Source organism: Sphingobacterium sp. UGAL515B_05, assembly GCF_033097525.1.
Taxonomy (GTDB): Bacteria; Bacteroidota; Bacteroidia; order Sphingobacteriales; family Sphingobacteriaceae; genus Sphingobacterium.
In genome coordinates, this window is sequence record NZ_CP109907.1 from 4,798,686 (window position 1) to 4,822,588 (window position 23,903).

General features: G+C 39.5%; 21 protein-coding genes and 1 tRNA gene. 9 read left to right on the forward strand and 13 right to left on the reverse strand.

All coding sequences use genetic code 11. The annotated features are described in order from the left end of the window. Nucleotides 1-59: 59 nt before the first annotated feature. Complete coding sequence (locus tag OK025_RS19755; RefSeq protein ID WP_317666373.1) at nt 60-341, reverse strand: GNAT family N-acetyltransferase; 282 nt, start codon at nt 339-341, stop codon at nt 60-62. Nucleotides 342-602: 261 nt separating this feature from the next. Here OK025_RS19755 and OK025_RS19760 point away from each other — a divergent pair, with 261 nt between their 5' ends. Further along, entirely contained in the window at nt 603-2,060 is a 1,458-nt protein-coding gene (locus tag OK025_RS19760; protein ID WP_317666374.1) for an exonuclease domain-containing protein, read from the forward strand. A 561-nt stretch (nt 2,061-2,621) separates the two neighbouring features. Here OK025_RS19760 and OK025_RS19765 read toward each other — a convergent pair. The 6 genes from OK025_RS19765 to OK025_RS19790 all read right to left on the reverse strand — a co-directional run bounded on the left by OK025_RS19765 (nt 2,622) and on the right by OK025_RS19790 (nt 11,372). After that, on the reverse strand, nt 2,622-3,743 hold the full coding sequence (locus OK025_RS19765; protein ID WP_317666376.1) for a DUF5009 domain-containing protein: 1,122 nt from the start codon (nt 3,741-3,743) through the stop codon (nt 2,622-2,624). Nucleotides 3,744-3,812: 69 nt separating this feature from the next. Then, complete coding sequence (locus OK025_RS19770; RefSeq protein ID WP_317666378.1) at nt 3,813-5,363, reverse strand: RagB/SusD family nutrient uptake outer membrane protein; 1,551 nt, start codon at nt 5,361-5,363, stop codon at nt 3,813-3,815. An 18-nt stretch (nt 5,364-5,381) separates the two neighbouring features. Continuing rightward, the gene (locus tag OK025_RS19775; protein ID WP_317666380.1) at nt 5,382-8,654 is read right to left on the reverse strand and encodes a TonB-dependent receptor; all 3,273 of its coding nucleotides are present in this window, start codon (nt 8,652-8,654) and stop codon (nt 5,382-5,384) included. A 35-nt stretch (nt 8,655-8,689) separates the two neighbouring features. Beyond that, nucleotides 8,690-9,829: a FecR family protein gene (locus OK025_RS19780; protein WP_317666382.1), complete on the reverse strand. Its 1,140-nt coding sequence runs from the start codon at nt 9,827-9,829 to the stop codon at nt 8,690-8,692. Between the two features lie 67 nt (nt 9,830-9,896). Next, the gene (locus OK025_RS19785; RefSeq protein WP_317666384.1) at nt 9,897-10,454 is read right to left on the reverse strand and encodes an RNA polymerase sigma-70 factor; all 558 of its coding nucleotides are present in this window, start codon (nt 10,452-10,454) and stop codon (nt 9,897-9,899) included. 213 nt (nt 10,455-10,667) lie between these two features. Further along, nucleotides 10,668-11,372, reverse strand: a complete 705-nt coding sequence (locus tag OK025_RS19790) for a TIGR00730 family Rossman fold protein (RefSeq protein WP_075994812.1) — start codon at nt 11,370-11,372, stop codon at nt 10,668-10,670. 115 nt (nt 11,373-11,487) lie between these two features. On the opposite strand from OK025_RS19790, the gene recR reads away from it, so the two are divergent. Continuing rightward, nucleotides 11,488-12,102 (forward strand): recombination mediator RecR, encoded by a 615-nt coding sequence (gene recR / locus OK025_RS19795; protein ID WP_120334345.1) that lies wholly within the window; start codon nt 11,488-11,490, stop codon nt 12,100-12,102. Here the strand turns inward: recR and OK025_RS19800 are convergent. Beyond that, nucleotides 12,099-12,857: an oxygenase MpaB family protein gene (locus OK025_RS19800; protein WP_317666385.1), complete on the reverse strand. Its 759-nt coding sequence runs from the start codon at nt 12,855-12,857 to the stop codon at nt 12,099-12,101. The two genes, recR and OK025_RS19800, sit on opposite strands and share 4 nt — an antisense overlap. 11 nt (nt 12,858-12,868) lie before the next feature. Here OK025_RS19800 and OK025_RS19805 point away from each other — a divergent pair, with 11 nt between their 5' ends. Next, entirely contained in the window at nt 12,869-13,297 is a 429-nt protein-coding gene (locus tag OK025_RS19805) for a helix-turn-helix domain-containing protein (protein ID WP_317664289.1), read from the forward strand. Between the two features lie 14 nt (nt 13,298-13,311). Beyond that, nucleotides 13,312-14,160: an IS3 family transposase gene (locus tag OK025_RS19810; RefSeq protein WP_317664290.1), complete on the forward strand. Its 849-nt coding sequence runs from the start codon at nt 13,312-13,314 to the stop codon at nt 14,158-14,160. An 11-nt stretch (nt 14,161-14,171) separates the two neighbouring features. On the opposite strand, the gene OK025_RS19815 is transcribed toward OK025_RS19810, so the two are convergent. Genes OK025_RS19815 through OK025_RS19825 form a run of 3 tightly spaced genes read right to left on the reverse strand, consistent with a single transcriptional unit; the run spans nt 14,172 to nt 15,648 of the window. Next, nucleotides 14,172-14,660, reverse strand: coding sequence for a hypothetical protein (locus tag OK025_RS19815; RefSeq protein ID WP_317666386.1), 489 nt, complete (start codon nt 14,658-14,660; stop codon nt 14,172-14,174). A 5-nt stretch (nt 14,661-14,665) separates the two neighbouring features. Beyond that, the gene (locus OK025_RS19820; protein WP_317666387.1) at nt 14,666-15,019 is read right to left on the reverse strand and encodes a hypothetical protein; all 354 of its coding nucleotides are present in this window, start codon (nt 15,017-15,019) and stop codon (nt 14,666-14,668) included. Between the two features lie 14 nt (nt 15,020-15,033). Further along, nucleotides 15,034-15,648: a hypothetical protein gene (locus OK025_RS19825; RefSeq protein ID WP_317666389.1), complete on the reverse strand. Its 615-nt coding sequence runs from the start codon at nt 15,646-15,648 to the stop codon at nt 15,034-15,036. Between the two features lie 389 nt (nt 15,649-16,037). Between OK025_RS19825 and OK025_RS19830 the strand changes: the two genes are divergently transcribed. Together OK025_RS19830 and OK025_RS19835 are read left to right on the forward strand one after the other, a co-directional pair. Then, nucleotides 16,038-16,889, forward strand: a complete 852-nt coding sequence (locus OK025_RS19830; RefSeq protein WP_317666391.1) for a helix-turn-helix transcriptional regulator — start codon at nt 16,038-16,040, stop codon at nt 16,887-16,889. Nucleotides 16,890-16,966: 77 nt separating this feature from the next. Continuing rightward, nucleotides 16,967-18,220 (forward strand): amidohydrolase, encoded by a 1,254-nt coding sequence (locus OK025_RS19835; protein ID WP_317666393.1) that lies wholly within the window; start codon nt 16,967-16,969, stop codon nt 18,218-18,220. Nucleotides 18,221-18,301: 81 nt separating this feature from the next. On the opposite strand, the gene OK025_RS19840 is transcribed toward OK025_RS19835, so the two are convergent. Next, complete coding sequence (locus OK025_RS19840; RefSeq protein ID WP_317666395.1) at nt 18,302-18,889, reverse strand: hypothetical protein; 588 nt, start codon at nt 18,887-18,889, stop codon at nt 18,302-18,304. A 548-nt stretch (nt 18,890-19,437) separates the two neighbouring features. On the opposite strand from OK025_RS19840, the gene OK025_RS19845 reads away from it, so the two are divergent. The 3 genes from OK025_RS19845 to OK025_RS19855 all read left to right on the forward strand — a co-directional run bounded on the left by OK025_RS19845 (nt 19,438) and on the right by OK025_RS19855 (nt 22,522). After that, nucleotides 19,438-19,499: transfer RNA gene (locus OK025_RS19845), tRNA-OTHER, on the forward strand. A gap of 404 nt (nt 19,500-19,903) precedes the next feature. Then, nucleotides 19,904-20,998 (forward strand): slipin family protein, encoded by a 1,095-nt coding sequence (locus OK025_RS19850; protein WP_317666397.1) that lies wholly within the window; start codon nt 19,904-19,906, stop codon nt 20,996-20,998. A 102-nt stretch (nt 20,999-21,100) separates the two neighbouring features. Next, complete coding sequence (locus OK025_RS19855; protein WP_317666398.1) at nt 21,101-22,522, forward strand: RtcB family protein; 1,422 nt, start codon at nt 21,101-21,103, stop codon at nt 22,520-22,522. Between the two features lie 81 nt (nt 22,523-22,603). Here the strand turns inward: OK025_RS19855 and OK025_RS19860 are convergent, their stop codons facing one another. Continuing rightward, nucleotides 22,604-23,899: a chloride channel protein gene (locus OK025_RS19860; RefSeq protein ID WP_317666400.1), complete on the reverse strand. Its 1,296-nt coding sequence runs from the start codon at nt 23,897-23,899 to the stop codon at nt 22,604-22,606. Between the last annotated feature and the right edge of the window lie 4 nt (nt 23,900-23,903).

Consider the following 23,903-nt stretch of genomic DNA (forward strand, 5'->3'; position numbering starts at 1 on the left):
AAAAAGGTTAGGTTTTCTTTGAAAAAAGCCTAACCTTTTTCTCATTATTAGGAGAGGTATTAAAAAAGTACATCGGCTAATGTGGGATCCTTATCAAAAACTGATTTTGCAAATGGACATAGTGGCATAATTTTTAAATGTTCTCTGCGGGCATAAGCAACTGCTGCCATTAACATTTGTTTGCCTAGCCCTTTCCCAGCATACTCGGAGCCCACTTCTGTATGATCTATGATGAATTTTGTAGGGCCAGCCCAAGTGTATGTCATTTGTGCAACGGAATTTTCCTGATCGATAACCTCAAAGCTACCATGTTTGTCGTTATTTTTTTGTATTACTTCCATGAGCATGAAGATAATTAAAGGAAATTACAAAATAAACAAAATTCAACAATATATAACATGAACAGTTTTCGCTGGGTGGATCGTAGTTTTGTAATAAATCTGTTGTTTTAATCATTTGGTTAATTATTGTCGTATCTTCAGGTAGCTTCTAAAAATTGCTATTTTCATTATTTGGATTATATAATTGGTTTCCCCGTATTTTGTAAAAGTGCGGGGATTTTTTTTGAATAGCTAATATTTTTAGTATGTTTGCTTTGCGTTATGAGTGTAAATCAAAGCAAAAAACAAGAGTTTGCCATTGTGGACATAGAGACTACAGGCGGCAATGCAAAATCAAGTCGGATTACGGAGGTTGCCATTGTTATTCACGATGGTAATCAAGTGTTGGAACGTTGGGAAACATTGGTTAATCCAGGGAAAGAAATTCCGAATTCGATTTTTGCACTTACTGGCATCGATAATGAGATGGTAAAGGATGCTCCATTATTTGATGAAGTAGCCGAACATATTTATGGAATGCTTGAAGACCGTATTTTTGTTGCACATAATGTAAATTTTGACTATTCATTCATCCGATTTCAACTTCAGGAATCGGGCTTCGAGTGGTCAGCTATAAAATTATGTACGGTACGCTATGCACGAAAAATAAAGCCGGGATTATTATCCTATAGTTTAGGACGTCTATGTGATTATTTAGATATCCCTATTGAAAATAGGCATCGTGCGGGCGGTGACGCCAATGCAACGGCTATTCTTTTTGCTTATTTAAAAGCGCTGGATACCGAGCAGGTCTTTCAGGATATGATTAAACATAAAGCACTAGACCAACGTTTTCCCCCGCATTTAAATCCGTCAGAGTATGAGCAATTGCCTAATGAGGCCGGAGTTTATTATTTTCATGACAAACTTGGAAAAGTTATTTATGTTGGCAAGGCCGTAAATATCAAAAAAAGAGTATTGTCCCATTTTACGGGAAATAATATTCAAGCACAAAGGCAGAATTTTTTAAAAGAAATTCATCATATAAGTTACGAATGCTGTGGCACAGAGCTTATGGCACTTCTTTTGGAATGTGCAGAGATTAAAAGGTTTTGGCCAAAATATAATCGGGCGCTTAAGCGATATGAACCCAAATTCGGTTTGTTCTCTTATGAGGATCAAAATGGCTACCTCCACCTGGCTATTGGGAAGATAATAAAGGGACAAGCGTGTATCCAATTGTTTCAACGTGAATATGATGCGATTCAATTGCTGCAAACATTTATTCGGGAGGGGGATATTAATCCGCAATTTTGTCAGTTTGGTCATGCCAGCTTGACCACGAAATCCATAAAAAAGAATGATTTGCCTGACCGAATCCTGCATAATACGAGAGTTGAACGTTGTATTGAGGAGTGGCTTAGGGAGCGACCGTCTTACGTCCTGATCGATAAAGGACGTAATTCCGATGAAAAAAGCTGTATCGTCATTGAAAATGGTCTTTTTTATGGAATGGGTTATATTGACCAATATTGTCAATGTAACGAGCTTGAAGACATAAAAAGGCAGGTCAATAAATATCAAAGTAATCACTACATGATGGAATTGGTCAAAATGGCCGCAGAAAGGCAGCCTAATAAAGTACATTTCCTAACAAAATCTACGCTCCTCGCTGTTGCAGCAGAACCCAATTTATCTTATGACAAAATGTCTCCGAATAACCTTTTTAACTTTGTCTGAGTGGAGGATTTTTACGTTATATTTTGTTAATGGCTCTGTTTGGTCATTTCAATCTCAGTAATCTGTTAAAGAAATGTGAAATACGTATTAGTGGCATATTTTGGTCCAATAGTTGAAATATTATTTATGTAAAATATAAAAAAAGACTTTTCATAATTTAGGTTAATAATTGGTTAGTTAAAACCTGGGGCTCCCAACCTCAGGTTTTCTTTTTTTTATTACTTCTTAACTGGAATTTGACCGGGAATCCTCCTTACATATTGATTGGCAAAGATAAAATGGATAATTTTTTAAAATTTAAAACTCTTTTAATTTATTGGTTTTAAACATATTATCGTTTGTCCCCCTTTTGTCCCCCTAAGTTTTTTCTCTGTGTAGTTAGTTTAAGCTATTTTAGTGTCAGCATACTGTAATAGCGAAATAGTAAAACAAAGATGGGGCGTTTTCTAAAAGTAGCTGCGGTATATCTTATCCATATCTTTATATATAAAAAGGGCCTTGGCCCTTTTTTTTTTATTCCTATTATTCAGATTGCCTATTTTAAGCCAATGGCACCTTGACCTAGATTTTGATATAGATTTTTTTCTTCCGTAGGCAATATGCGATCAACCAATTCAAAGCGACAAATAGCAGCGCAAAAAGGGCTGAGGATAATCGTTGGTTTTGCCAGCTATCAAACAGGAAATGGTAGGTTAAGTTCCAAAGATTTTGATGTGTATCCCCGATGAGAATAAAAGAACAAATCGTGGGGATTAAGCCGCTAAGACAATAGATAAATAGTGTATTCTTACCGAAATCGTCAAGGACAGTGTAAATTATCCCTTTGATGTTTTGAAATTCGATAAGATAGATTAATATACCGAGAAAAGAGAGTGCAATTCCAGTGCTGAATACGGCGTAGCTGCTGGTCCAGATCTTCTTATTAATAGGAAAAACAAATGACCATAGATAGCCAATCAGGATAAAGGACAGACCTACGATAAATAGGTTCATCAGCTCCCTTTTTCCTGTCAGTTTTTGAATAATGTACTTTCCGGTAATATACCCGAATATTGTTTGACTGATGGCCGGTAAAACGCTCCAGATATCCTCTGGATCAAATGCTGTGCCCTCGCCGTGATAGAGATGGGATGCACCGAAGATTCGAATATCAAGTGCAGTTCCGAACCAACCGTCCAAACTATAAGGATCCGATGGATTACTATAGTAGCAAATCAACCAATAGAACAAGAGAAATGCCGTACCGATGATAATTGCGCCATTATCTTTAAAATAATATACTAACATGGCGCAACTGAAATAACAGATAGCGATACGTTGCAATACGCCGAAATACCTGTATTTGGCAAATGGAATCCATTCCAACTGGTGAAGGCTATTCCATTCAACAAAAGGAAAAACATTTAAAAAGATGCCCAGCATAAAAAGGATGCCTGTTCTTTTCGCAACTTTTTGCCAATAGGCTGATGGAGCCTGTTGATTGATATTTTTTAAAGAAAATGCCATCGAGTTTCCAACAGCAAATAAGAAAAATGGAAATATAAGATCTGTAAACGTACATCCATGCCAGATGGAGTGTTCAAGTTGAGGAAATACATGGTGGTAGTTGCCGGGATTATTGACGAGAATCATCGCCGCGAGTGTAAACCCACGGAAAATATCCAGTGATTTAAAACGAGTCATAATAAAGTATATTCGTAAAAAAGGCTGTTCAAGGAATCAATCTTTTGAACAGCCTAATGCTTGGTCTAATTAATAGCCTGGATTTTGAGTCAGGCTCGGATTTGCCTGCAGTTCCAATAATGGTATTGGAAGGAGCAGGCTATTTTGGTTAAAATTATACTTAATTAACGTAGGGTTGCTCTGTTTGCCGTTATCGCATGTAAATTTTATTTCATTTAATTTATTCATTACATCTACTGTGACACCATAACGATTTAAGTCATCCCAACGTTGACCTTCGAAAGCAAGTTCCAATCGGCGCTCGTTAAGAATGATGGCCTTCAGTGCACTGGAGCTGACACCGGATAAATCGGAGAGCCCTGCGCGACGACGTATGATGTTTATAGTGTTTAGCGCACCAGAAGCATTTTCCAAGGCGTTTTGAGCCTCTGCTTTAAGCAGAATGATGTCCGCAAGCCGCAAAAGGTAAAAATGATCGCCACTTTGGAAGCTGTTGGCATGTTTTTGCTTTACATTAAATGGGATTTCTGTATCGGCATCTCCACAAGGGTTCCAGAACTCATCTGCCCAAGGCACAGAGAAAAACCAGATGTTGGCATTCTTTCGTTCAGTGTCGCCAGCGTTGTCATAAGCTTCGACAAGATCTTTCGAAGGTGTGCCATACCGGCGCCATTCGTTTTCGTTGATTTGGCCATTTTCATCAAGATCCGGGAAAAAGAATGCGCCACCCCAACAGCTTAGATTGGGACTGCCGGCGATATAGGGAATCTCTATGATGGATTCACTGTTATAGTTATGTTTACCGTCAAAAAGATCCGCATAGTTTTGAAGGAGCTGATAGCCACCTTTTCCAGTGATCACTGCATTGGCGTATTGCAATACCTTATTGTAATCCCGATCAGGGCGTTGCGCCCATATCTTTGTCAGCAAGGCATTTGCAGCACCTTTTGTAGCTCTAACCTTGTCAATAGAGGGCTGTCCAAATCCATCGGGAAGATTGTTTGCTGCCACTTGTAGATCCGAATCTATAAAATCATAAACCTCCTCTACAGTTGATCGCTTGATGCGTAATACTTCCGAATCTGTACTGTTGGAGTGTTTTTCCAAGGGGACACCACCGTAAAGTTTGACCAATTGATAATAATGGAAGGCTCTTAAAAATGAAGCTTCTCCAAGAATTTGTTTGCGTCTTTCATCCGAAAAAGTAGGATCTGTGACTTTACCAACATTGTCGATAACGATATTGCATTTTGAGATTGCTCCATATAGTTCTTCCCAATCCCTGCGTACCATTTCATTGGTATTCGTAATCGTATTATAGTCAATTTGTGCAAAGTCTATCTCACCACCGCCGGCCGCATGCGCATTGTCCGAACGGATATCGGTCTGTAAAATCATCTCCCATTGATAATAATTGGCATTGCTTCCTGGGCGGGTACCATTGCCTATAAAAGAATTATAGGCCCCGTTTAATGCTTTCTCAATATTGTCTCCGGTGAGATAGGCATTTTCACTCGTTACCGTGGAGGTAGGCTGAAGATCTAAAAACTTTTTGCAGGAATTTAGAGCAAGAGAAGCCAATAAGGCGATGGCTAATGACGTATATCTATTTGATTTCATTGTTTGTAAGCTAAAAGGTTAAAAAGTTAGGTTTAAACCAACAATAAAGGAGCGTGCCTGCGGCGAAGTACCAAAATCGATGCCCGGCGCCATATTGGAGCTCACGGTTTCCTGGTTAGTTCCCCCATACATGCTTACCTCAGGATCTAGACCTGAGTATTTTGTGAATGTTAACAGATTCTCGCCTGTCACATAAAGACGGACCTTATTGAGCTTCCATCTTTCAAGCACCTGTTTAGGTAGGGTATAGGCCAAGGTCATCGATTTTACCCTGAGGTAGGAACCTTTCTCTACAAAACGGGAAGAAATCTGTGAATTGTAGTTGTCATCTGTATTATTTAGATCCGGACGCGGCATAGTACTATTTTTGTTATTGACTGTCCATCTGTTTAATACGGCAGTACTTTGGTTTCTCGGTTCCCACATACCCTCTGTATAAATACGTGTCGCATTAAGGATATCATTTCCCTGTACACCCTGTAAGAAAAAAGAAAAGCTGAAGTTCTTATAACTAAAATCATTTGTCATGCCATAAGAGAATTTTGGTGTAGCATTACCAATGATAGCCATATCACTCGTTTGAAGACCTGCTTCAGGGTCGGCCATCTGATAGATCATATCTCCGGTCTCTGGATTGACGCCTTTCGCGACGTAACCCCAGAATGATCCCAATGCAACCCCTTCTTTTGCAATCGTACTATTGCCGCGGCCATCAATATTTCCGTCATAGTAGGTTCCGCCATCAATATTCAGTACTTTATTGCGATTGAGCCCAAAGGTGACTGTTGTATTCCATTTGAAATCGTGAACGAAATTTCGGCTACTCAATTCGAATTCGAAACCTTTATTCTGTAGGTCGCCGAGGTTTTTCAGCGCAGTTCTATAACCGGAACTATACGGAACTCTTGAGTTGAGAAGTAGGCCTACAGTCCTTTTTGCATAATAATCTGCACCAAATATCAATCTAGAATTAAAGAAACTGGCATCCACACCAATGTCGGTCTGGTTTGTTGTTTCCCATTTTAGATTGGGGTTGTCCAAGGTAGCAGGTGTATACCCCGGTACAACCTGATCGCCGATATTGTACGATCCCGTGACGTCAACTAAACCAAGATAGGAAAAGGCCGGGATTTGGCTATTTCCAACCTTACCCCAACTAGCGCGGATTTTCAAATCGTTTACCGTGTTTTTCAGCGAACTAAAGAAGTCTTCATTGGATAAACGCCAGCCGGCAGAGAAAGAAGGGAAGTAACCCCAACGGTTATTAGGCCCGAATACAGATGACGCGTCAGCTCTCAGATTGGCTGTAAATAAGTACTTGTCGTTATAATCATAACCGATTTTTGCAATGCCGGAGACAGTGGATACAGCAGCATCTATCGCTGTTGGCATCGCCGTAATCATCGAACCTCCATTAACGGTATGAATTGCTGGATTAGCAAAATTCTGGGTAGCGATATTTGAGATTGTTGTTTGTGTTTTAGTGGTAATATAACCTATTAAACCTGTGAAGTGGTGCTTGTCACTAAAAGTTCTGTCATAGTTTAATGTATTTTCGGACATCCAATACTGATTATCCTGCTGCTGGAGCGTCGCCATCCCTTTATATTTTCTACCCTCTGTCGTGCGGAACGGATCCACAAAAGTGCGGTACTGGTTGTTAAATTTCTCATACCCAAACAGCGATTTGAATTTTAATCCCGGTAGGATATTGGCTTCCACAAAGGCATTTCCTGTAAATCTGTTGTTGATATAGCTGTGCTCGTTGCCTGTTGCCAATGCAACGGGGTTGTCGAGATCCGTATAGAATGGATCTACTGCGAAAGCCCCCTTATCACCGTATATGCCGATGACTGGAGAGCCCAGGTAAGCATTCATGATGACTCCATTTCGGGAGTTCTCGGTAATGTCCACGTCGTACCAACGGTTGTAAGATAAGCTTGTCCCGACTTTAAAGATTTTATTGATCTGATGATCCAAATTAACCTTGAAATTGACCTTGTTAACTGTATTTGTGATGACTGTACCATTATCTTTTTGATAAGATCCAGAGATGTAAAACCCTGTCTTTTCATCTCCACCGCGTACTGAAGCCTGGTATTTTTGGCTGTGGCCGGTGCGGAATAGCTGATCTGGCCAGTTCGTATCAGCGGTATATTTCGACCAATCCAAGGCTTCTCCCATCTCAGTCATTAATTCTCTATATTGTACCGCATTTAGAACGCTAGGCTTTTTTCTGATGGCTGAAAATCCTTGATAGGTTTCGAAATTTACCTGTGTCTTACCGTTTGTTCCTCTTTTGGTCGTAATCAACACCACGCCATTGGCTCCTGACGATCCGTAGACAGCGGCAGAAGCAGCGTCTTTTAAGACCGAAATGCTTTGAATATCTGATGGATTGAGCTCCGATATATTTTCTGTAGGGACACCATCTACAATGTATAATGGGTTGCTACCTGCAGTAATTGTAGAGGTTCCACGAACACGAATGGAGAAGCCAGCTTGCGGTTGTCCGGAGGATTTTACAATTTCTACCCCCGCCATTTTACCTTCCATGGCACTCGCCAATTGGGTCACAGGGCGATCTTCAATATCCTTTGTGCTCATGGTTGCAATGGCTCCCGTGATGTCCTTTTTTTTCTGTGTTCCAAAACCGACCACAACGATCTGCTCCAGTTGGTTGTTGGCAGTTTTCATCTGTATATTGAGGTAACTATTGGAACCTACCGTACTACTGATAGTCTCATAACCTATCGAACTAAAGCTCAGTTGATGTGTAGAGGTTGCTTCAATCGAGAATTCACCTTTACTGTCTGTTTCCGTTTGTTTACCTGTTGTTGTATTGCGGATTGTGACCCCTGTTAATGCTTTACCATCGCTATCGGAAACGCGCCCTTTGACAAGCTGTTGCACAGTGATCGTGTTTCTTAAGGGCATATCATCTGTTTTCCTTTTTAGGACAATGGTGTTGTTGACAATTTTATAAGAATACGATAGCTCTTTCAGGTTGTCATCCAGAATTTCAACAATAGAACCATCTTTATGGTTTATTCGGATTTTTTGGTTATCATTAATCTGTGAGTTATCGTACAGAAACACATAAGAACTCTGACGCTCGATCTCTTTAGCAAACTTTGCCAAAGTGTATTCCTTGTTTTGTAACTTTATTTTAGTTTGGTTTACATTCGCCATCGCCAAATTATTTGCATGGGAAACGCATTGGATAGCGAGTAAAGCAGCAAATAGTTTTGCCTTTTTACCAGCCCCTTGGATGGTTTTAAGTTTATACATAATTAGTTGGGTAAGTTTGTTTTATATTAAATAATTTAGAGTTCAACTTCAATTTTATTGTTTTGCAATCGACATTTAATATCCAGGAAGTTAAGGGTCTCAACCAGTTGCTGGGCCGTTGAATTACGTTTTATTTTTCCTGTCAGTTCACGCTTTTCATTTGTTCCCTTATAGACAATATCTACATTATACCAGCGTTTTATGGCAGCGAGTGCATCTTTTATTGGTGTCGATTCAAAATAGAAAAAGCCATTTTTCCAGGCCATTGCTTCTTCGATATTGGCTTCTGCTACGATAAGATTCCCGCCTGCGGTAAATGCTGCTTGACCAGGTTTCAGCATTTTTGACTTGCCGAATTGCGAGACTTGTACAGAGCCTGCTATAAGTGTGGTTTTATTGTTTTCATTTGGATAGGAGCTTACATTAAAATGTGTTCCGAATACGCGAATGGTTTGTTCATTCGATCGCACATAGAATGGTCGCTTACTATCGTGGCTGACTTCAAAATAGGCTTCACCAGATAATTTTACTTCACGGCTATTTGACGCAAAAGATTCAGGAAATGTCAGCACGGAGCCAGCGTTTAGCCATACCTTACTGCCATCGGCCAAAATGATCGTATACTCTGTTCCAATCGGCGTTTCAATGGTATTGGTACGGCTAGCAGTAGTATTCTTACTGGCCGTAAATTGATATTGCACGGTTCCGGAAGCAGTTGTAACAATTTTCACCTGTTCATCCTGATGGAGAACGCTCTGTTGGTGGGCAGAAAGGTCAATTTTAGTTCCATCAGCTAAAGTTAATACAGCTGCCTTAATACCCGGATGAACTTGCTGTAGCGGCTTCACAGCTACCAGCGGGGTGTCTCCGGTTGTTCTTTTAACAAGGTAAAGGGGTAGTATAAATAACAGTGCTAAAGCAGCAGCTATTCCACTCAATTTCACCCATTTTGGAATTCGCTTGATTTTTGACGCTTGGATTTCCTGCTTGATATGTAAGAATAACAGCTCTTTGAGTTGTTGTTCATCCGTTGCGAGCTCCTCGGGGATAGGGAGAGGTTCGCCATTACTTGTTTCATACCATTGTTGCAGTTCGGCCTCTTCTTCAGGGCTACATGTGCCTTGAAGCCATTTATAAGCCAATTGCTTTATCCGGAATTGATTATGATCAACCATATTTAGAGGTTATTTATATATAGAGTCCCTAAATTGGGCTGACACCCTGACAAGAAGAGAAAAAAAATTACAAAGTAATCAGAAAGCGCTGAATACCAGTGCGTATTTTTTTTAAGGCACGGCTTAATTGGGTTTCGACAGTTTTCACAGAGATGTTCATACTTTCAGCGATCTGCTTATAGGAGAGTCCTTCTTCGCGGGATAATCTGAAAACAAGCTGGCATTTTTCAGGCAGTTCCGAAACAAGCTGATCTAGCCGAACACGAAGCTCTTCAAACTGGAGCCAATTTTCCGTCGAGTTATCAAAATCCACCCATTCCGTATCATGCTTAAAAGCTTCCTGTTTGTATTGTTGTGCGAGATATTTAAATACTTTGTATTTTACGGCCACAGCGAGGTAGGAGGCGAGATTGCTCTCAATTTGGAGTTGATGGCGTCTCAGCCAAAGTGAAGTAAAGATATTTTGTACAATTTCCTGCGCATCTTCCAGTGAATTTGTTTTGCGGGCAGCCTGGTAATAAAGCGTTTTCCAATAGCGATCATACAAAGCTTCGAAAGCTAAGCTATCGTCTTGTTGAATCAACACGATCAACTCTTCATCTGAATGGCCTCCAAAATCTTTCATGCAAGACAATAATTTGTTTTTCTATGGTTATACGACGTGAAATGCTAATTGCGCTATAAATGTAGGGACTAAATTATGAATAATGCAACTTTAATAAATAAAAGCTGGCTTTAAGCAGCTAAACGCATATTTTACAAAGGAAAGCAGCTTCGAATAGACAAAAAAAAGGAGTATCCGAATCAACAGATACTCCTTTTTTTGAAGAAGTGCTTCTTAGAAGTTTGGCTTCAACAAGTATTTATCGTAGAATCGGAAAATATGATCAGCTGCTTCCTCGGCCGTATCCACAATTCGAAATAGTTTTAAATCCTCTTCACTGATATATTTGTTTGAAATCATCGTATTTTGAACCCAATCTATTAACCCTTTCCAATATTCAGAGCCGACCAATACGATTGGAAAACGTGCAATTTTACCGGTTTGAATCAGTGTGATTGCTTCAAACAGTTCGTCCATGGTTCCGAAACCTCCAGGCATAACAATATACCCTTGAGAATACTTCATAAACATGACCTTTCTGACGAAGAAGTATTTAAATTCAAGCAATTTATCGCGGTCAATATATTTGTTGTGAAATTGCTCGAATGGTAATTCAATGTTTAGGCCAACCGACTTACCTCCAGATTCGTAAGCGCCCTTATTGGCTGCCTCCATAATACCCGGTCCACCGCCGGAGATAATACCATAACCGCGTTCCGTCAATAAGCTAGCAATATCTACCGCCATTTGATAATATTTGTGTTCGCGTGGGGTACGTGCTGATCCAAATATTGAAACACAGGGGCCAATTTTTGCCAATTTCTCAAACCCATCCACAAACTCTGACATCACTTTAAAAATCTGCCATGAGTCTTTTACTTTAATTTCCTGCCATGTTTTGTTTTCAAATGCGCGGATAATTTTATCTTCTTTTGTAATATCCATATATAACGTTATACATTTAATTTCTAAAACCTAATTTTTCAAAAAGGAATACAATATAGCTATTTTTTTAATACTAGCTACTTTTTCTGATTATTCTTACATTTGCATTATGAATTTTTCTTCTAAACTTCTTGAGAATGCGGTTGCTGAATTTGGAAAATTACCTGGCGTGGGACAAAAGACGGCATTGAGACTGGTTTTGCATCTGTTGAAGCAATCCGATGCAGATGTAGCGCGTTTTACGGCCTCTATCGATCGCTTAAAAGAAGATATTCAATATTGTCAGGAATGTTTCAATATTTCTGACCACAGTATATGTGAGATATGCGCCTCATTCAAACGCGATAAAAATTTGATCTGTGTGGTGGAAGACACGCGAGACGTGATGGCCATCGAAAATACAAATTCCTATCAAGGTGTATATCATGTATTGGGGGGATTAATTTCGCCTATGGATGGTATTGGCCCCGCTGATCTTAAAATTGAAGGTTTAATTAACCGAATCCAGAGAGGTGAGGTAGAAGAAGTTATTTTGGCCCTTTCAGCAACAATGGAAGGGGATACCACCATTTTTTATTTATACCGTAAATTGCGTGAATTTGATGTGAAAATTACAACGATTGCCCGCGGTATTGCCTTTGGTGGCGAGTTGGAGTATGTCGATGAGCTAACCCTGGGACGCTCCATTGCGACACGGGTGCCTTACGAGCGCAACGTTGGTTAATTGTATTTCAGATAGATTTGTTTCACGCCTTCGTGTACTTTTCTTCCTTTTTCAATTTGTTGTTGTCGCCATAAGCTGTCGGTAACCATACGATTTGCTTTTTTATTTTTTAAGATATTCACATAAGCAATTTTACCGAGTACCGTCTTCTTTAAACCCAATAGTGAACACGAATAGTCGCCCAATAGATAATGATTGTAGTAGAGATGAATTTCGCGCATGAGCTTTCGTCCCCATTTGTTTGTGGGGTAGGCCGCTTTAATGGGCTCTTCCATGAGTGATTTTGCTAAAGCTAAACTATCCTGATCTCCTGATTGTTGTGTCATGGTCCAATGATACAAAGCTTCAATAGCTTGCTCCTCTGTGTCGGGGAGAAGTTGCAATGGAATACCCAGCAATGTTCCGATAAACTTCCAGACATGGAATAAACCTTCTACCTCGTTTTCCAATACATTGAATTTCATGCGTTTTAGCCCTGTTAGGTAAACAAGAGAAAATCCGAGATTGGTTGCAAGCATATCCCACGTATTTAATGGAATACCCCATTTTTCTGTTTGCCACTGACCGTGCTTTAGAATGTTTAATCGCGCATACGAATGGATACATCGGGTAAGTAGAATGGCCTCTATGCCGATATTACCCTTTTTCAGTGCATCATCGCCTGTGATATCCACCCAAAAGGTTACCGTTTCGGTGAGTCGTTTGACAGCCCCTTTTTTTAACGCACTGTCTCGTCCTGAAATATCGATACACAAAAAGAATCGTTATGGAAGAAGGAACAAATTATGTAAAGCGGACTCAGCGTGATTACACTTTAACATTGAAGCTGAATGTCGTTAAAGAGATTGAATCGGGGAAATTGACACTCTCCCAAGCTCAAAAACAGTATGGCATCCAGGGAGATAGCACTATTCGCAAATGGTTAAAAAAATATGGTAACTTTGATTGGGAGAATCAAATACCATCCAATATGGCAAAGTCACCAGAACAGCGCATTTTAGAACTGGAAGCCAAAGTCAGACTGCTGGAGAAGCAAAAGGCTCAACTTGAGCATCAGAATCACATCGCTGATTCCAAAGCGATCATCTTTGACATGATGATCGATATTGCAGAAAAAGAATATAAAATCGACGTAAGAAAAAACTTGAAACCCGCGCAATCAATCGTTTCCGGCAAGAAAAACAAGAAAGCCTAAGTTTTACTTGTGGATTGTTCGGGTTAGACAGGCAGGTGTATTATCGAAGGATCAAACGTATAGCCAGGAGCCAGGGTATAGCCGGGAAAATTGTGGACTTAGTTCATGAAATACGCACTACCCAGCCAAGAATAGGCACACGGAAACTTTACCATATATTGGCAAGGGAGCTACAGGCATTAAAAGTGGGCAGAGACAAATTCTTTGATATTTTACGCGCCAACCATTTGTTAATTACACCTAAAAGAAGCTATCATACGACCACTATGTCACATCATAGATTTAGAAAATATCCGAATATTATTAAAGAAGTGACTGTTTGCCGTCCCAATCAGGTTTGGGTAAGTGATATCACTTACATAGGGAAGCGAGAAAGCCCCTGTTACCTGAGTTTGGTTACAGATGCCTATTCGAAAAAAATTGTTGGCTTTGAGGTCTCGCGGACCATGTGCACACCGCATGTTGTAAAAGCACTAAAAATGGCACAAAAACAAAGAAAAACAAACGAGCCGTTAATCCATCATTCCGACAGAGGGGTACAATATTGTGCAGAAGAATACCAATATTACCTAAACAAGTATCAGCTCAGGTGCAGTATGACAGAAAACTCTGATCCTTATGAAAATGCCATCGCTGAACGAATCAATGGTATACTCAAACAAGAGTTCATGATTGATACCTATCATTTAGATCTACATTTGATGAAGCAGATCGTAGCTGAAGCAATCGATATCTATAATAATGACAGACCACATTGGTCTAATCATATGCTAACTCCAAATCAGATGCACATGAAATCAAACATGAACTTCAGAACTTATAAAACAAAAAACAGTAGCAACCTATCGGCTACTACTGTTTAAATTATTTATTTTTAATCACTGAAAACCTGTATCGATTTTTCAGGACTAGTCACACCTGTAAAGATTAAGGGTTTATTGATCGCACTGGATTCATAGCCCCCCATGAGGACATAATCCCGTAATACAATAAGTCCTGATAAACCAGAACGTTGACTGAGCCCAATGCCTTGTTCTATTTTATTCCAATCTAACCAAGAAGGGCTGAGATCTAATGTATTTAAAAAATTCAGCAATACATGTTCGTATGCTGCATCAATAGGCTTGCCTGCAAGTGCATCTTTAAGCAGTTGTTGACCTTGATGGAAACCAATTTTTAGGTGTAGCTGCTCGACAAATTGGTCGCAGCTATTGTCAAATTGATAGAGTAAAGGAGTAAATTGATCGGCAGCAGCGATGGAAAGTTTCTTCGGCAATTTGCGAAGCAATTCGACACCAAGCCCCTTCGACCAATAAAAAGAAAATGAACTTGTATTAACTTGATAACGTTCGGGTACTCGCATATCTTTTATTGAATTGTCCAAACGGTATAACTTCCAGTTAGTGTGATACTATCATTTGATTTATTAAACTTAAAGTCTATATAATCCATTTGACACGATGAGAGATCACTGCAGCAAAATTGACGATCAATTTTAAAATGAAGTCTAAATGAACCTTCGGTACTGTTTGTATAAAAAGTTAATCCACTTATGCTAAAGTTACTTAAATGCGGTGCGCCATCTTTATCTTCCAATTGCTCGATAACGTAATCATTGATTTCTTGCTGATGTTTGGCGATGAATGGTATAAGATCTTGATTGCTGAATGGTATGATTAAATCGTCTTTTTTTAGTTGGATTCTGATGTTAATTTCTGTCATCTTATTATGCTGTACTAATAAAGATCTCTCCAGTTTGGAATATATAAACTGAAAATTGCTTCTGTTTCTTTTCGCGTCTTATGAGCAAATTTACAGAAAGCCTTTAGAATAATTAGATTGATGTATTCTTTTTCGAAATCAATGAGTCGATTTGAAAAATGAAATCCACCTTCAACGATTCTAAAATCGTTTTTGGATAATTTATGGATGGTTACTGTAGCTACATCATATATATCCAACTGTTCTTCCCAATAAGCAATCTGCTTGATTATTTCATGGTAGAGTAATTCCTGACTCCATTTGTACAGTAATTTCAATGTATTCGTGCTCTTCTTTTGATATACACATATACTTGTAGCTGTCAGTTCAAAGGTTGCTAGCGTTGTGGAAGGATAGATTTTGACCAAATAAGGTTTTCCAAATAGGTAGTAGGGATTTTCGAGGTAGGAATAGGATGTACCTTCCGATTTACTTTCTGGCGGGTTTAACTTGATGTACTCTTTAAGGAAAGCAACATCGCAATGTGCCGGAGCATGTACACGATAGGGTGATGAATTACCCGAAATTTGGATATAATCTTTATTCCAGGGAACTATTTCATAAAATATACGACCGATTTCGATTTGCATTTCTCGATTTTAATTAGATATGGGGCGTCGGCATTCAATATCGCTTGATACCCTTGCAACTGCGTTAAAGTAACATTTTTTTATATTAAATAATAGTTATAATCGTAACAATTTTCTTTTATACAGGGAGTTCAAACAATAAGAGTTTCGTTTGAACAAGCTATGGACTACGAGTAATCAACTTCGGACTGTAAGTAGTATGTCTGTACGATGAAGCCATAGTGAATACACGTTTAAAAGGTGGACTCAACGTGGACTTACTGTGGACTCACTGTGCTTACAGTACGAAGCTGGTCATAAGTTAGTCGTAATTTTTAGCATTGTTACCAGCTCTCTCTAGCTTTTGTTTTTTGTTTTAAAATTTAGATACTATCTTTGGAATACTGTTTATGTATCAACCCAACGACCATTTCCCAATATTAGACCTGCAGAAATTTCAGGAAGGGATTATCGCTGACCGCGATTTACTTTTTCATGAGCTCATTGGCCCTAGAGAAATTAGTGAACCGCACAAACACGATTTTTTTATCCTTTTATTGTTCCAGGAGTCTGTAGGCACACATACAATAGATTTTGACCGTTTTGTACTAGGTGCAAATCAGTTACATCTGGTTTTTCCTGGACAGGTACATCAATGGCAGATGGGCGATCCTACCTATGCACTGCAGCTCATGATTAGCAGACATTGGTTCGAAAGCTTATTACCTGCGTTGCGATTTCCTATTTCTTATTATTTTAAGCATTTGGTCATTGATCTTTCAACGGCCAATTTTCAGTCGTTATTGACAGAATTCAAGGCAATTGCAGATGATTTACAGAATGGTGAGATCCTATGGGAATTGATTTACGCACGGGTCAAAGTAATTACGCTTCTGATCAGCAAGATCGTTCAGGATAATTTTGATGATTATGAACAATATCAGGCTAATCCAATTATGGCAAAATTTGTGCAGCTTATCGATGAATGGTATAAAAGTGAAAAATCAGTCGCTTTTTATGCCGAGAAGCTAAATATTTCGGCAAATTATCTGAATGTGTTAAGTAATCGGGTTTTACAGAAATCAGCTTCATTTTTGATTCAGGAACGTGTGTTACTGGAAGCAAAGCGATTGCTTAAAATTTCGGATAAAACGATCAAAGCTATTGTCTTTGATTTGGGGTTTTACGATAATGCAAGCTTCAGCAAGTTTTTTAAAAGCCATACGAATATGACGCCAAGTCAGTTTAAAGCGCAGCCATAATATCTACACAATCTGTAATAATTCGTACAAAGATCATTGGCTCAAATCACTTAGCTTTGGTGAAAAATGATATAGGCATGAATGAAATCAATCAAAATCAAGATACTTATTTGTTGAAGAATGTATTGCTAGAAACTGGCTTTCTTTATGAGAAGGAAGAAATTGTTGCTACGAAAACGGCATTATTTGATATTCAAATTGAGGCCAATAAAATAAAAAGTATTGAGCCAGCGCAATCGGCGGGGGGCGGAAAGGCCTTTGATGCGAAAGGTAAATTGGCATTGCCGCCATTCCGTGACATGCATATTCATTTGGATAAAACCTTATATGGCCTGCCCTGGAAGGCGGTATTTCCAAAAAATAGGACTGTAAAAGATATGATTGCCAAGGAACAGGTGATTATCCCCGAGTTGTTGAAAACCTCTGTCGAACGGGCCGAAAAGTTAATCGCGCTTTTACAGGGCTACGGAACAAATTTTGCACGGACGCATTTTAATGTAGAGCCTACATCGGGAACAAAGTCATTGGAGCATTTGTTAAAGGCGCTGGAACATTTAAAATATTCATTTGCTGCAGAACTGGTTGCATTCCCTCAGCACGGTCTATTCTACACAGCATCAGCGAAGCTGATGGAGGAAGTCGCTAAATGGGAGCAGGTGGATTTTATTGGTGGTTTGGATCCCTTTAGTATTGACGGCAGTATTGAGAAGCCGATGGACCTGACAGTTCAACTTGCATTGGATAATAACAAAGGAATCGATATCCACTTACATGAGGGTGGGGAATCAGGTGTTAAGACCATACATTATTTGATTGATAAAGCATTGGAAAATCCGGCATTGCAGGGACGTACATTTATCAGTCATGCTTTCGCCTTAGGTTACATGCCGAAAAAGGACTTAGCACATACGGCCGAACGATTGGCAGAAGCGAAAGTTGGTATATGCAGTTCGGTTCCTTTTCGCAATATGTTGATGCCATTTCGGGAATTGAAAAAAGCGGGAGTGGAAGTTTTTGTAGGAAACGACAATGTTCAGGACCATTGGGGTACTTTCGGTAGCGGTAATATGCTTCAAAAAGCCAATCTAGCTGCGGAATTATATGGTTATGAAACTGAATTCGAGTTATCCCGTTGCCTTCGTTATGCGACCAATGGCAAAATTCCGCTTGATGATCAAGGGAATTCCGTATGGCCGAAAGTTGGAGATGATGCTAACCTCCTTTTTGTCGATGCGAGTTGTTCTGCAGAAGCAGTTTCTCGGATCTCAACCGTCTATGGGCTTATCCATCAGGGAAATGTTGTTAAATGGAACAATAGCTCCCAAGCTTAATTGAAAATAGCAAACAATCATAAATTGAAAATGCCAATTTATCGTCTAGAAAATTGGCATTTTCAATGCTAGGGGGAACGATTAGTGTAGGAAAGTCGTCTTGCAGTAATCAATTTTATAAGAACCTTGCTCATTGACCAATTGAACTTCATTTTTGGTTCGGATGTCATTACCGTAATCAATAAATACGATAAATTTGCTTTCAGTTACTTTGTCGATTTTGACATCCTTGATATCCAATGCGTCGTCATTACCTCTTCCAAATAACCAGGTTTCCTCCGTATATAGAGGGTAGATTTTCTCCCATTTGGCCCTGTAAGCTGCCTCAGCTTTGGGTAGTTCTTCATCTGTGAGGTTGGAGGGTCCGTAAATTTCATTCGCATCTTTTAAAAAGGCTTGGAATCGCTTGGTACATAATGCGTCCTCTTTATCCAGATAGTAACAATATTTTCCAGATGCGGAACCTGCACATTGAAAAATTCCTTTCAACCAAGCTTCTGCTTGCTGATGCTGACCCACTGCCGTGTCTTGCTTCGCTGTCCTTGTGCTGTCTTTGAATGGTATTTGCTTTGCGGGATGATTTGCAGTAGCGCTTTTATGGTCTTGCGCTGAATTTGTACAGCTTGCTAGCATGCAAAACAGCCCTATTGTTGCATATAAACTTTTCATTTTTTGATATCGTCTTAAAACTGGAATAAAATTAGGATATAAATTGGATAACATGATCACGGATTACCACTATATTCAACAGAATATTCATCAAAAAATCTAATTTTCCATTCTTTTTGAAATAATGCAGCGGGCCGTAAGTCTACCGTGTCGAGTAAAGACGCAATGAATCTGCGTAGTTCAGGACTTTTAATTTTTGTTGATACCAATTATTTATTTTTTATTGTCTGTATATCAGTATTTTATATTTTTTTTATAAATTTTCTTATTTCTTTTTATTGTTACGCAACCTCCCTGCGTATTAAGCCGACGATATTTGTAATGTCAACAGTGACAAACGTTCTTTGATGGAAATTATAGCGAAAAGCTTTAAGATATATACTTCATTATGAAGTATAAAAGAGCCTTTCTTCTTCAGATGGCATCCTGGTCACCTGTTTCAGTATAGCAGGTTAGTATTGTTCTCGATGAGGTTCAATATACTGATAAAACGAGAAGTTGAAAGGAAAGTGCTTGTGTTAGAGGTTCGAATCCTCTCCTGTAAAAAAGGTAGCTCAAGGGTAGAGCAAAGCAGTTAGTTGTGGGTCGTAGGTTCGATTCCTACTCCTGAGCAATCAGGATAGTTCAGTCTGGTTAGAATAACAACACAATCGTGTGGGTTCGAATCCCACTTCCATTTTCGGATGGAATAGCATAAGGGTATTGCATCGAACTGTCCATTCGGACATTCAAAGTTAAGACTTTCTTCAAAAAGGTCATTTGGTAGAAGCTTGCTATCTTTTATCCTGCTTATGCGCTGTTTTTCATGCGATTGAGCAATTGATTGATGGCCTGAGATTCTTAAGTGAGGTATCTGCATTTATACTAAAAAGTCATAACGATAAGATGGGGTATTTGTTCATCGACTTTTGATTTAAAAAAAAGGTACCAGGACTTTCGAATCCCGCTTGAGGTCAAGGGATAAAAAATAGCAGGTTTTATAATAGAAATGAGGAAAATTTAAAAGAATATACAATGAAAAGAGTACAGCTAACTACAGACGAAATCGGATTGGTTGTTAAGAACAATGCGGTGATCCGTGTTTTGAAATCCGGTAACTACTGGTTGGGATTTGGTGAAAAACTGGAGAAGTACACGACGACTCATCCATTTCCTTCCGGTCGCAATGTCGATGTACTGTTGCAGTTGACAGGTTTTCGCGAATTGGTCGATATCGTTGAAGTGGGTGATACGGAGATCTGTCTTGTTTTTTTGAATGGTAATTTTGAAAAGACGTTAGCGTCTGGCAGACATGTTTTTTGGAAGGAATTGCGCGAACGCAGATTTCAATTGGAAGACATTACGGAGATTGAGATCCCTGCATCTGTTAATCGTCAATTGCTGGAGAAGCAGAGCTTAGGCTATTATGTACGTCAATATAAGATTGAACCAAATGAGAAAGCGCTGCTTTTTGTAGACGGTGTGTTTGTAGATATTTTGAAGTCGGGAACGTATTGTTGGTGGAAGAATGCAAAAACCATAACGATTTCAAAAGCTGATATGAGAGTCTTGACGTTGGAGGTGGTAGGACAGGAGATCTTGTCCAAAGATAAGGCACAGATCAGAATCAATTTCACGCTGCAATATCAGATTGTGGATATTGTCAAAGCGCTATTGGATAATAAAGAATATGAAAAGCAATTGTATTCGTTGATGCAGTTGACCTTACGGTCCTATATTGGCCAGATGACTTTGGACGAGTTGATGGAGCGAAAGACTGAAATACAAGGCTATGTCTTAGAAAACACATTGCCACAAGTCGCAGGCTTGGGTATAACACTGTTGACCTGCGGCGTTAAAGATGTTATTTTACCAGGAGATGTGCGGGACATCATGAACCAGGTGTTGATTGCAGAGAAGAGGGCACAGGCAAATAGTATCATGCGTCGTGAAGAGACTGCTTCGACACGGAGTTTGTTGAATACAGCGAAGCTGATGGAAGAAAACAGTATGTTGTTTAAATTGAAGGAAATGGAATATGTCGAAAAGATTGCTGAAAAGATCAATACGATTTCGGTTTCCGGAAATGGACAAATTGTTGACCAACTCAAGCAATTGTTTGTGAAATAAAAGATTAATAAGTTGAAAGAGGTGCAGGTAGCAACGTAAAGAGATGTTGTTACCTGCTTTGGAGAAGTTGTATGGCTGCTCCATCAAAAAAGAAAGTAAAAAATGGAAAATAAGAGAATAAATGGCAATGATTTAATTGCATTAGGGTATAAAGAGAATCATACTTTGGGTGTTGCATTGAAAATCAACAGTAAAAGACACGGTTTTACGCGGGTAGAAATGCTCGAAAAGTTCAAGTCTGTCCTGGAAGATCCGGCCAGCTATTCAGAAGATGCTGTTTTCGGAATTTTGGCCCATGCTATACTTGGGCAAGAGGCTGTTGATAAATCGTTAATTGCATTGAACGAGGCTCCTGCGGAATATACGATTTATGGTGCATCTGAAATCGAAACAGGGGCGAAAGCACAAATGAGTGTTGCCATGAAATTACCTGTTTCAGTTGCCGGAGCGTTGATGCCAGATGCGCATCAAGGATATGGGTTGCCAATTGGTGGCGTACTGGCGACTAATAATGCGGTGATTCCTTATGGGGTCGGTGTTGATATTGGCTGTCGTATGGCTTTGTCGATCTTTGATTTGCCAGCTTCATTTTTGGAAGACAATTTAATGACCTTGAAAGACATTATTCTGCGTAATAGTAAGTTTGGTGCTGGCAATGGATATTTGAGACATGAACGTGTAGATCATGCTGTATTGGATAACGAGTTGTTCACTGAGAACAGCTTCCTTTCCGCATTGAAGGATAAAGCCTGGACGCAATTGGGATCTTCAGGTGGGGGGAATCATTTTGTGGAGTTTGGTATAGTCGAATTTGAAGAAAGAGATGAGGTTTTGAACATTGATAGCGGAGCCTATTTAGGCTTACTGACCCATTCAGGTTCAAGAGGAATGGGCTCTACCATTGCGGCACATTATACCAAGTTGGCTAAATCCTTGTGTAAGTTGCCTTACCAGGCTGAAAATCTGGCCTATTTAGACTTAGATACTCATGAAGGGCAAGAATATTGGCTAGCGATGAATCTCGCCGGCGACTATGCGTCAGCTTGCCATGAAGTGATCCATGAAAAGATTACGGTGGCTTTAGGGGCCGAATTGTTGGCGAAGGTTGAAAATCACCACAATTTTGCATGGAAGGAAACGTGGAATGGTCAAGAGGTTATTGTCCATCGAAAAGGTGCTACGCCAGCTGCAAAAGGAGTTATGGGGATTATTCCAGGCTCCATGGCTACACCAGGATTTTTGGTTCGTGGAAAAGGGGAGTCGAATGCGATACAATCGGCATCTCATGGGGCAGGTCGACTGATGAGCCGTACACAAGCGATTAAAACGCTATCTTCCCATGATCTCCATTCGATGCTTAAAGATAAAGGTATTATGTTGCTTGGGGCAGGGATGGATGAAGCGCCGATGGCCTATAAAGACATCCATACCGTAATGGCTTCACAAAGAGATCTTGTTGATGTCGTGGCAAAATTTTCGCCCAAGATAGTCCGTATGGCAGATGATGGAAGCAGGGAAGATTAAATCATGAAAAAAGCGCCTCAAATGTATTTAAGGCGCTTTTTTATTGTAATTTGATCATGTTTTGTTGATCAATGAGTGCGATTAAAGTGGTTTGGCTGCCGCCACTTCCTTATAGGTGTATACATTATAAGGATATAGTTTTTTTGCCAGCGCTTTCGCAATAAAACTACTGATGAGTAGCGGTGCTAGTAATAAATAGCCTGAAGGAACAAGGCTTGCAATAATAAAGATTGCCGTAAATGGTGCGTGTATAGCCGCAGAAAGCATTGCTGCAGCACCAAAAAGAGCAAAATTTATAACCACCAATTGTGTGCCGAGGTAATGATTACAAAGCTGTGCAAACAAAACGCCTAACAATGCACCGGTAACAATACTTGGGGCAAAAACGCCACCATCACCACCTGCACCTAACGTCAAAGAGGCTACAAAAGGTTTTAAGAGAACAAGCAGGATCAGCGGAAGAAAGTATAGTAAATTGACTGAATCATGCAGACTGCTTTTTAGAATTTCTCCAAGACCATGATAGCTGTCGCCATACAGTGCCGGCAAGAAAAAGATTAACGTCCCTACAGTGATTGCGCCCAAATTGACACGGATAAAATTACTTTTTATGCCTGCAAAATAGGACTTTGCATAAATAACAATTTTAGTAAAATATAACGCTAAGATCCCGCCAATCAGTCCTAAAATAGCGACAAAAGGGATCGCCTGCCATCGCCATGCTTTTGCCTCAAATGTAAATAAAGGACTTGCGTCAAGGTAATAAACGAATACGGATGCCACAGCCATTGAAGTTAGTCCGCTAATGAGTAAAGTCTTATTATATCTCCGTGCAATAACCTCAAAAGCAAAAAGAAAACCACCCAATGCGCTTCCGAACAACAGTGTGACTCCAGCAATTACGCCTGCGCAGATCAACTCGGTTTTGTAGGCCCAAGCCGGATGTAATCTCTTATACGCTTGGTTACCTACTGTGGCTGTGGCAACAACTGTGGAGACTTCAACACCGGTTGAACCACCAAAAATTACAGTTAGAAAACCATTGATATAATGTGATGGAATCTTAAAAAAAGGCAAATGGTCTTTTCTTGTTTCCAATGTTGTATAGATTTCTTTGATCCCTTTGTTTTTTCTGTTTTGAAAAGCGTATTTCCGTAAGAAATAAATAGCTGTAATACCTATGCTGGGTAGAATAATAAACAGTTTAGGATTCCAGGAAGATACTCTTTCAAACAATTCTTCCTGTACATAACCTGTGCTATGCTTGAGACTGTATGCCAATAAGCAGCAAATGATACTGACAAGAACTGAACTTCCAATTAATTTTAAATAGCTATATCGAACAACTTTTTTTCTGTATGTCGTATTGCCTTGCATAATG

Excerpts from the sequence above, each read along its gene's own strand:
- OK025_RS19755 (WP_317666373.1), bottom strand. The coding sequence starts at position 341 with ATGGAAGTAATACAAAAAAATAACGACAAACATGGTAGCTTTGAGGTT.
- OK025_RS19760 (WP_317666374.1), top strand. The coding sequence starts at position 603 with ATGAGTGTAAATCAAAGCAAAAAACAAGAGTTTGCCATTGTGGACATA.
- OK025_RS19765 (WP_317666376.1), bottom strand. The coding sequence starts at position 3,743 with ATGACTCGTTTTAAATCACTGGATATTTTCCGTGGGTTTACACTCGCG.
- OK025_RS19770 (WP_317666378.1), bottom strand. The coding sequence starts at position 5,363 with ATGAAATCAAATAGATATACGTCATTAGCCATCGCCTTATTGGCTTCT.
- OK025_RS19775 (WP_317666380.1), bottom strand. The coding sequence starts at position 8,654 with ATGTATAAACTTAAAACCATCCAAGGGGCTGGTAAAAAGGCAAAACTA.
- OK025_RS19780 (WP_317666382.1), bottom strand. The coding sequence starts at position 9,829 with ATGGTTGATCATAATCAATTCCGGATAAAGCAATTGGCTTATAAATGG.
- OK025_RS19785 (WP_317666384.1), bottom strand. The coding sequence starts at position 10,454 with ATGAAAGATTTTGGAGGCCATTCAGATGAAGAGTTGATCGTGTTGATT.
- recR (WP_120334345.1), top strand. The coding sequence starts at position 11,488 with ATGAATTTTTCTTCTAAACTTCTTGAGAATGCGGTTGCTGAATTTGGA.
- OK025_RS19805 (WP_317664289.1), top strand. The coding sequence starts at position 12,869 with ATGGAAGAAGGAACAAATTATGTAAAGCGGACTCAGCGTGATTACACT.
- OK025_RS19815 (WP_317666386.1), bottom strand. The coding sequence starts at position 14,660 with ATGCGAGTACCCGAACGTTATCAAGTTAATACAAGTTCATTTTCTTTT.
- OK025_RS19820 (WP_317666387.1), bottom strand. The coding sequence starts at position 15,019 with ATGACAGAAATTAACATCAGAATCCAACTAAAAAAAGACGATTTAATC.
- OK025_RS19825 (WP_317666389.1), bottom strand. The coding sequence starts at position 15,648 with ATGCAAATCGAAATCGGTCGTATATTTTATGAAATAGTTCCCTGGAAT.
- OK025_RS19830 (WP_317666391.1), top strand. The coding sequence starts at position 16,038 with ATGTATCAACCCAACGACCATTTCCCAATATTAGACCTGCAGAAATTT.
- OK025_RS19835 (WP_317666393.1), top strand. The coding sequence starts at position 16,967 with ATGAATGAAATCAATCAAAATCAAGATACTTATTTGTTGAAGAATGTA.
- OK025_RS19840 (WP_317666395.1), bottom strand. The coding sequence starts at position 18,889 with ATGAAAAGTTTATATGCAACAATAGGGCTGTTTTGCATGCTAGCAAGC.
- OK025_RS19850 (WP_317666397.1), top strand. The coding sequence starts at position 19,904 with ATGAAAAGAGTACAGCTAACTACAGACGAAATCGGATTGGTTGTTAAG.
- OK025_RS19855 (WP_317666398.1), top strand. The coding sequence starts at position 21,101 with ATGGAAAATAAGAGAATAAATGGCAATGATTTAATTGCATTAGGGTAT.
- OK025_RS19860 (WP_317666400.1), bottom strand. The coding sequence starts at position 23,899 with ATGCAAGGCAATACGACATACAGAAAAAAAGTTGTTCGATATAGCTAT.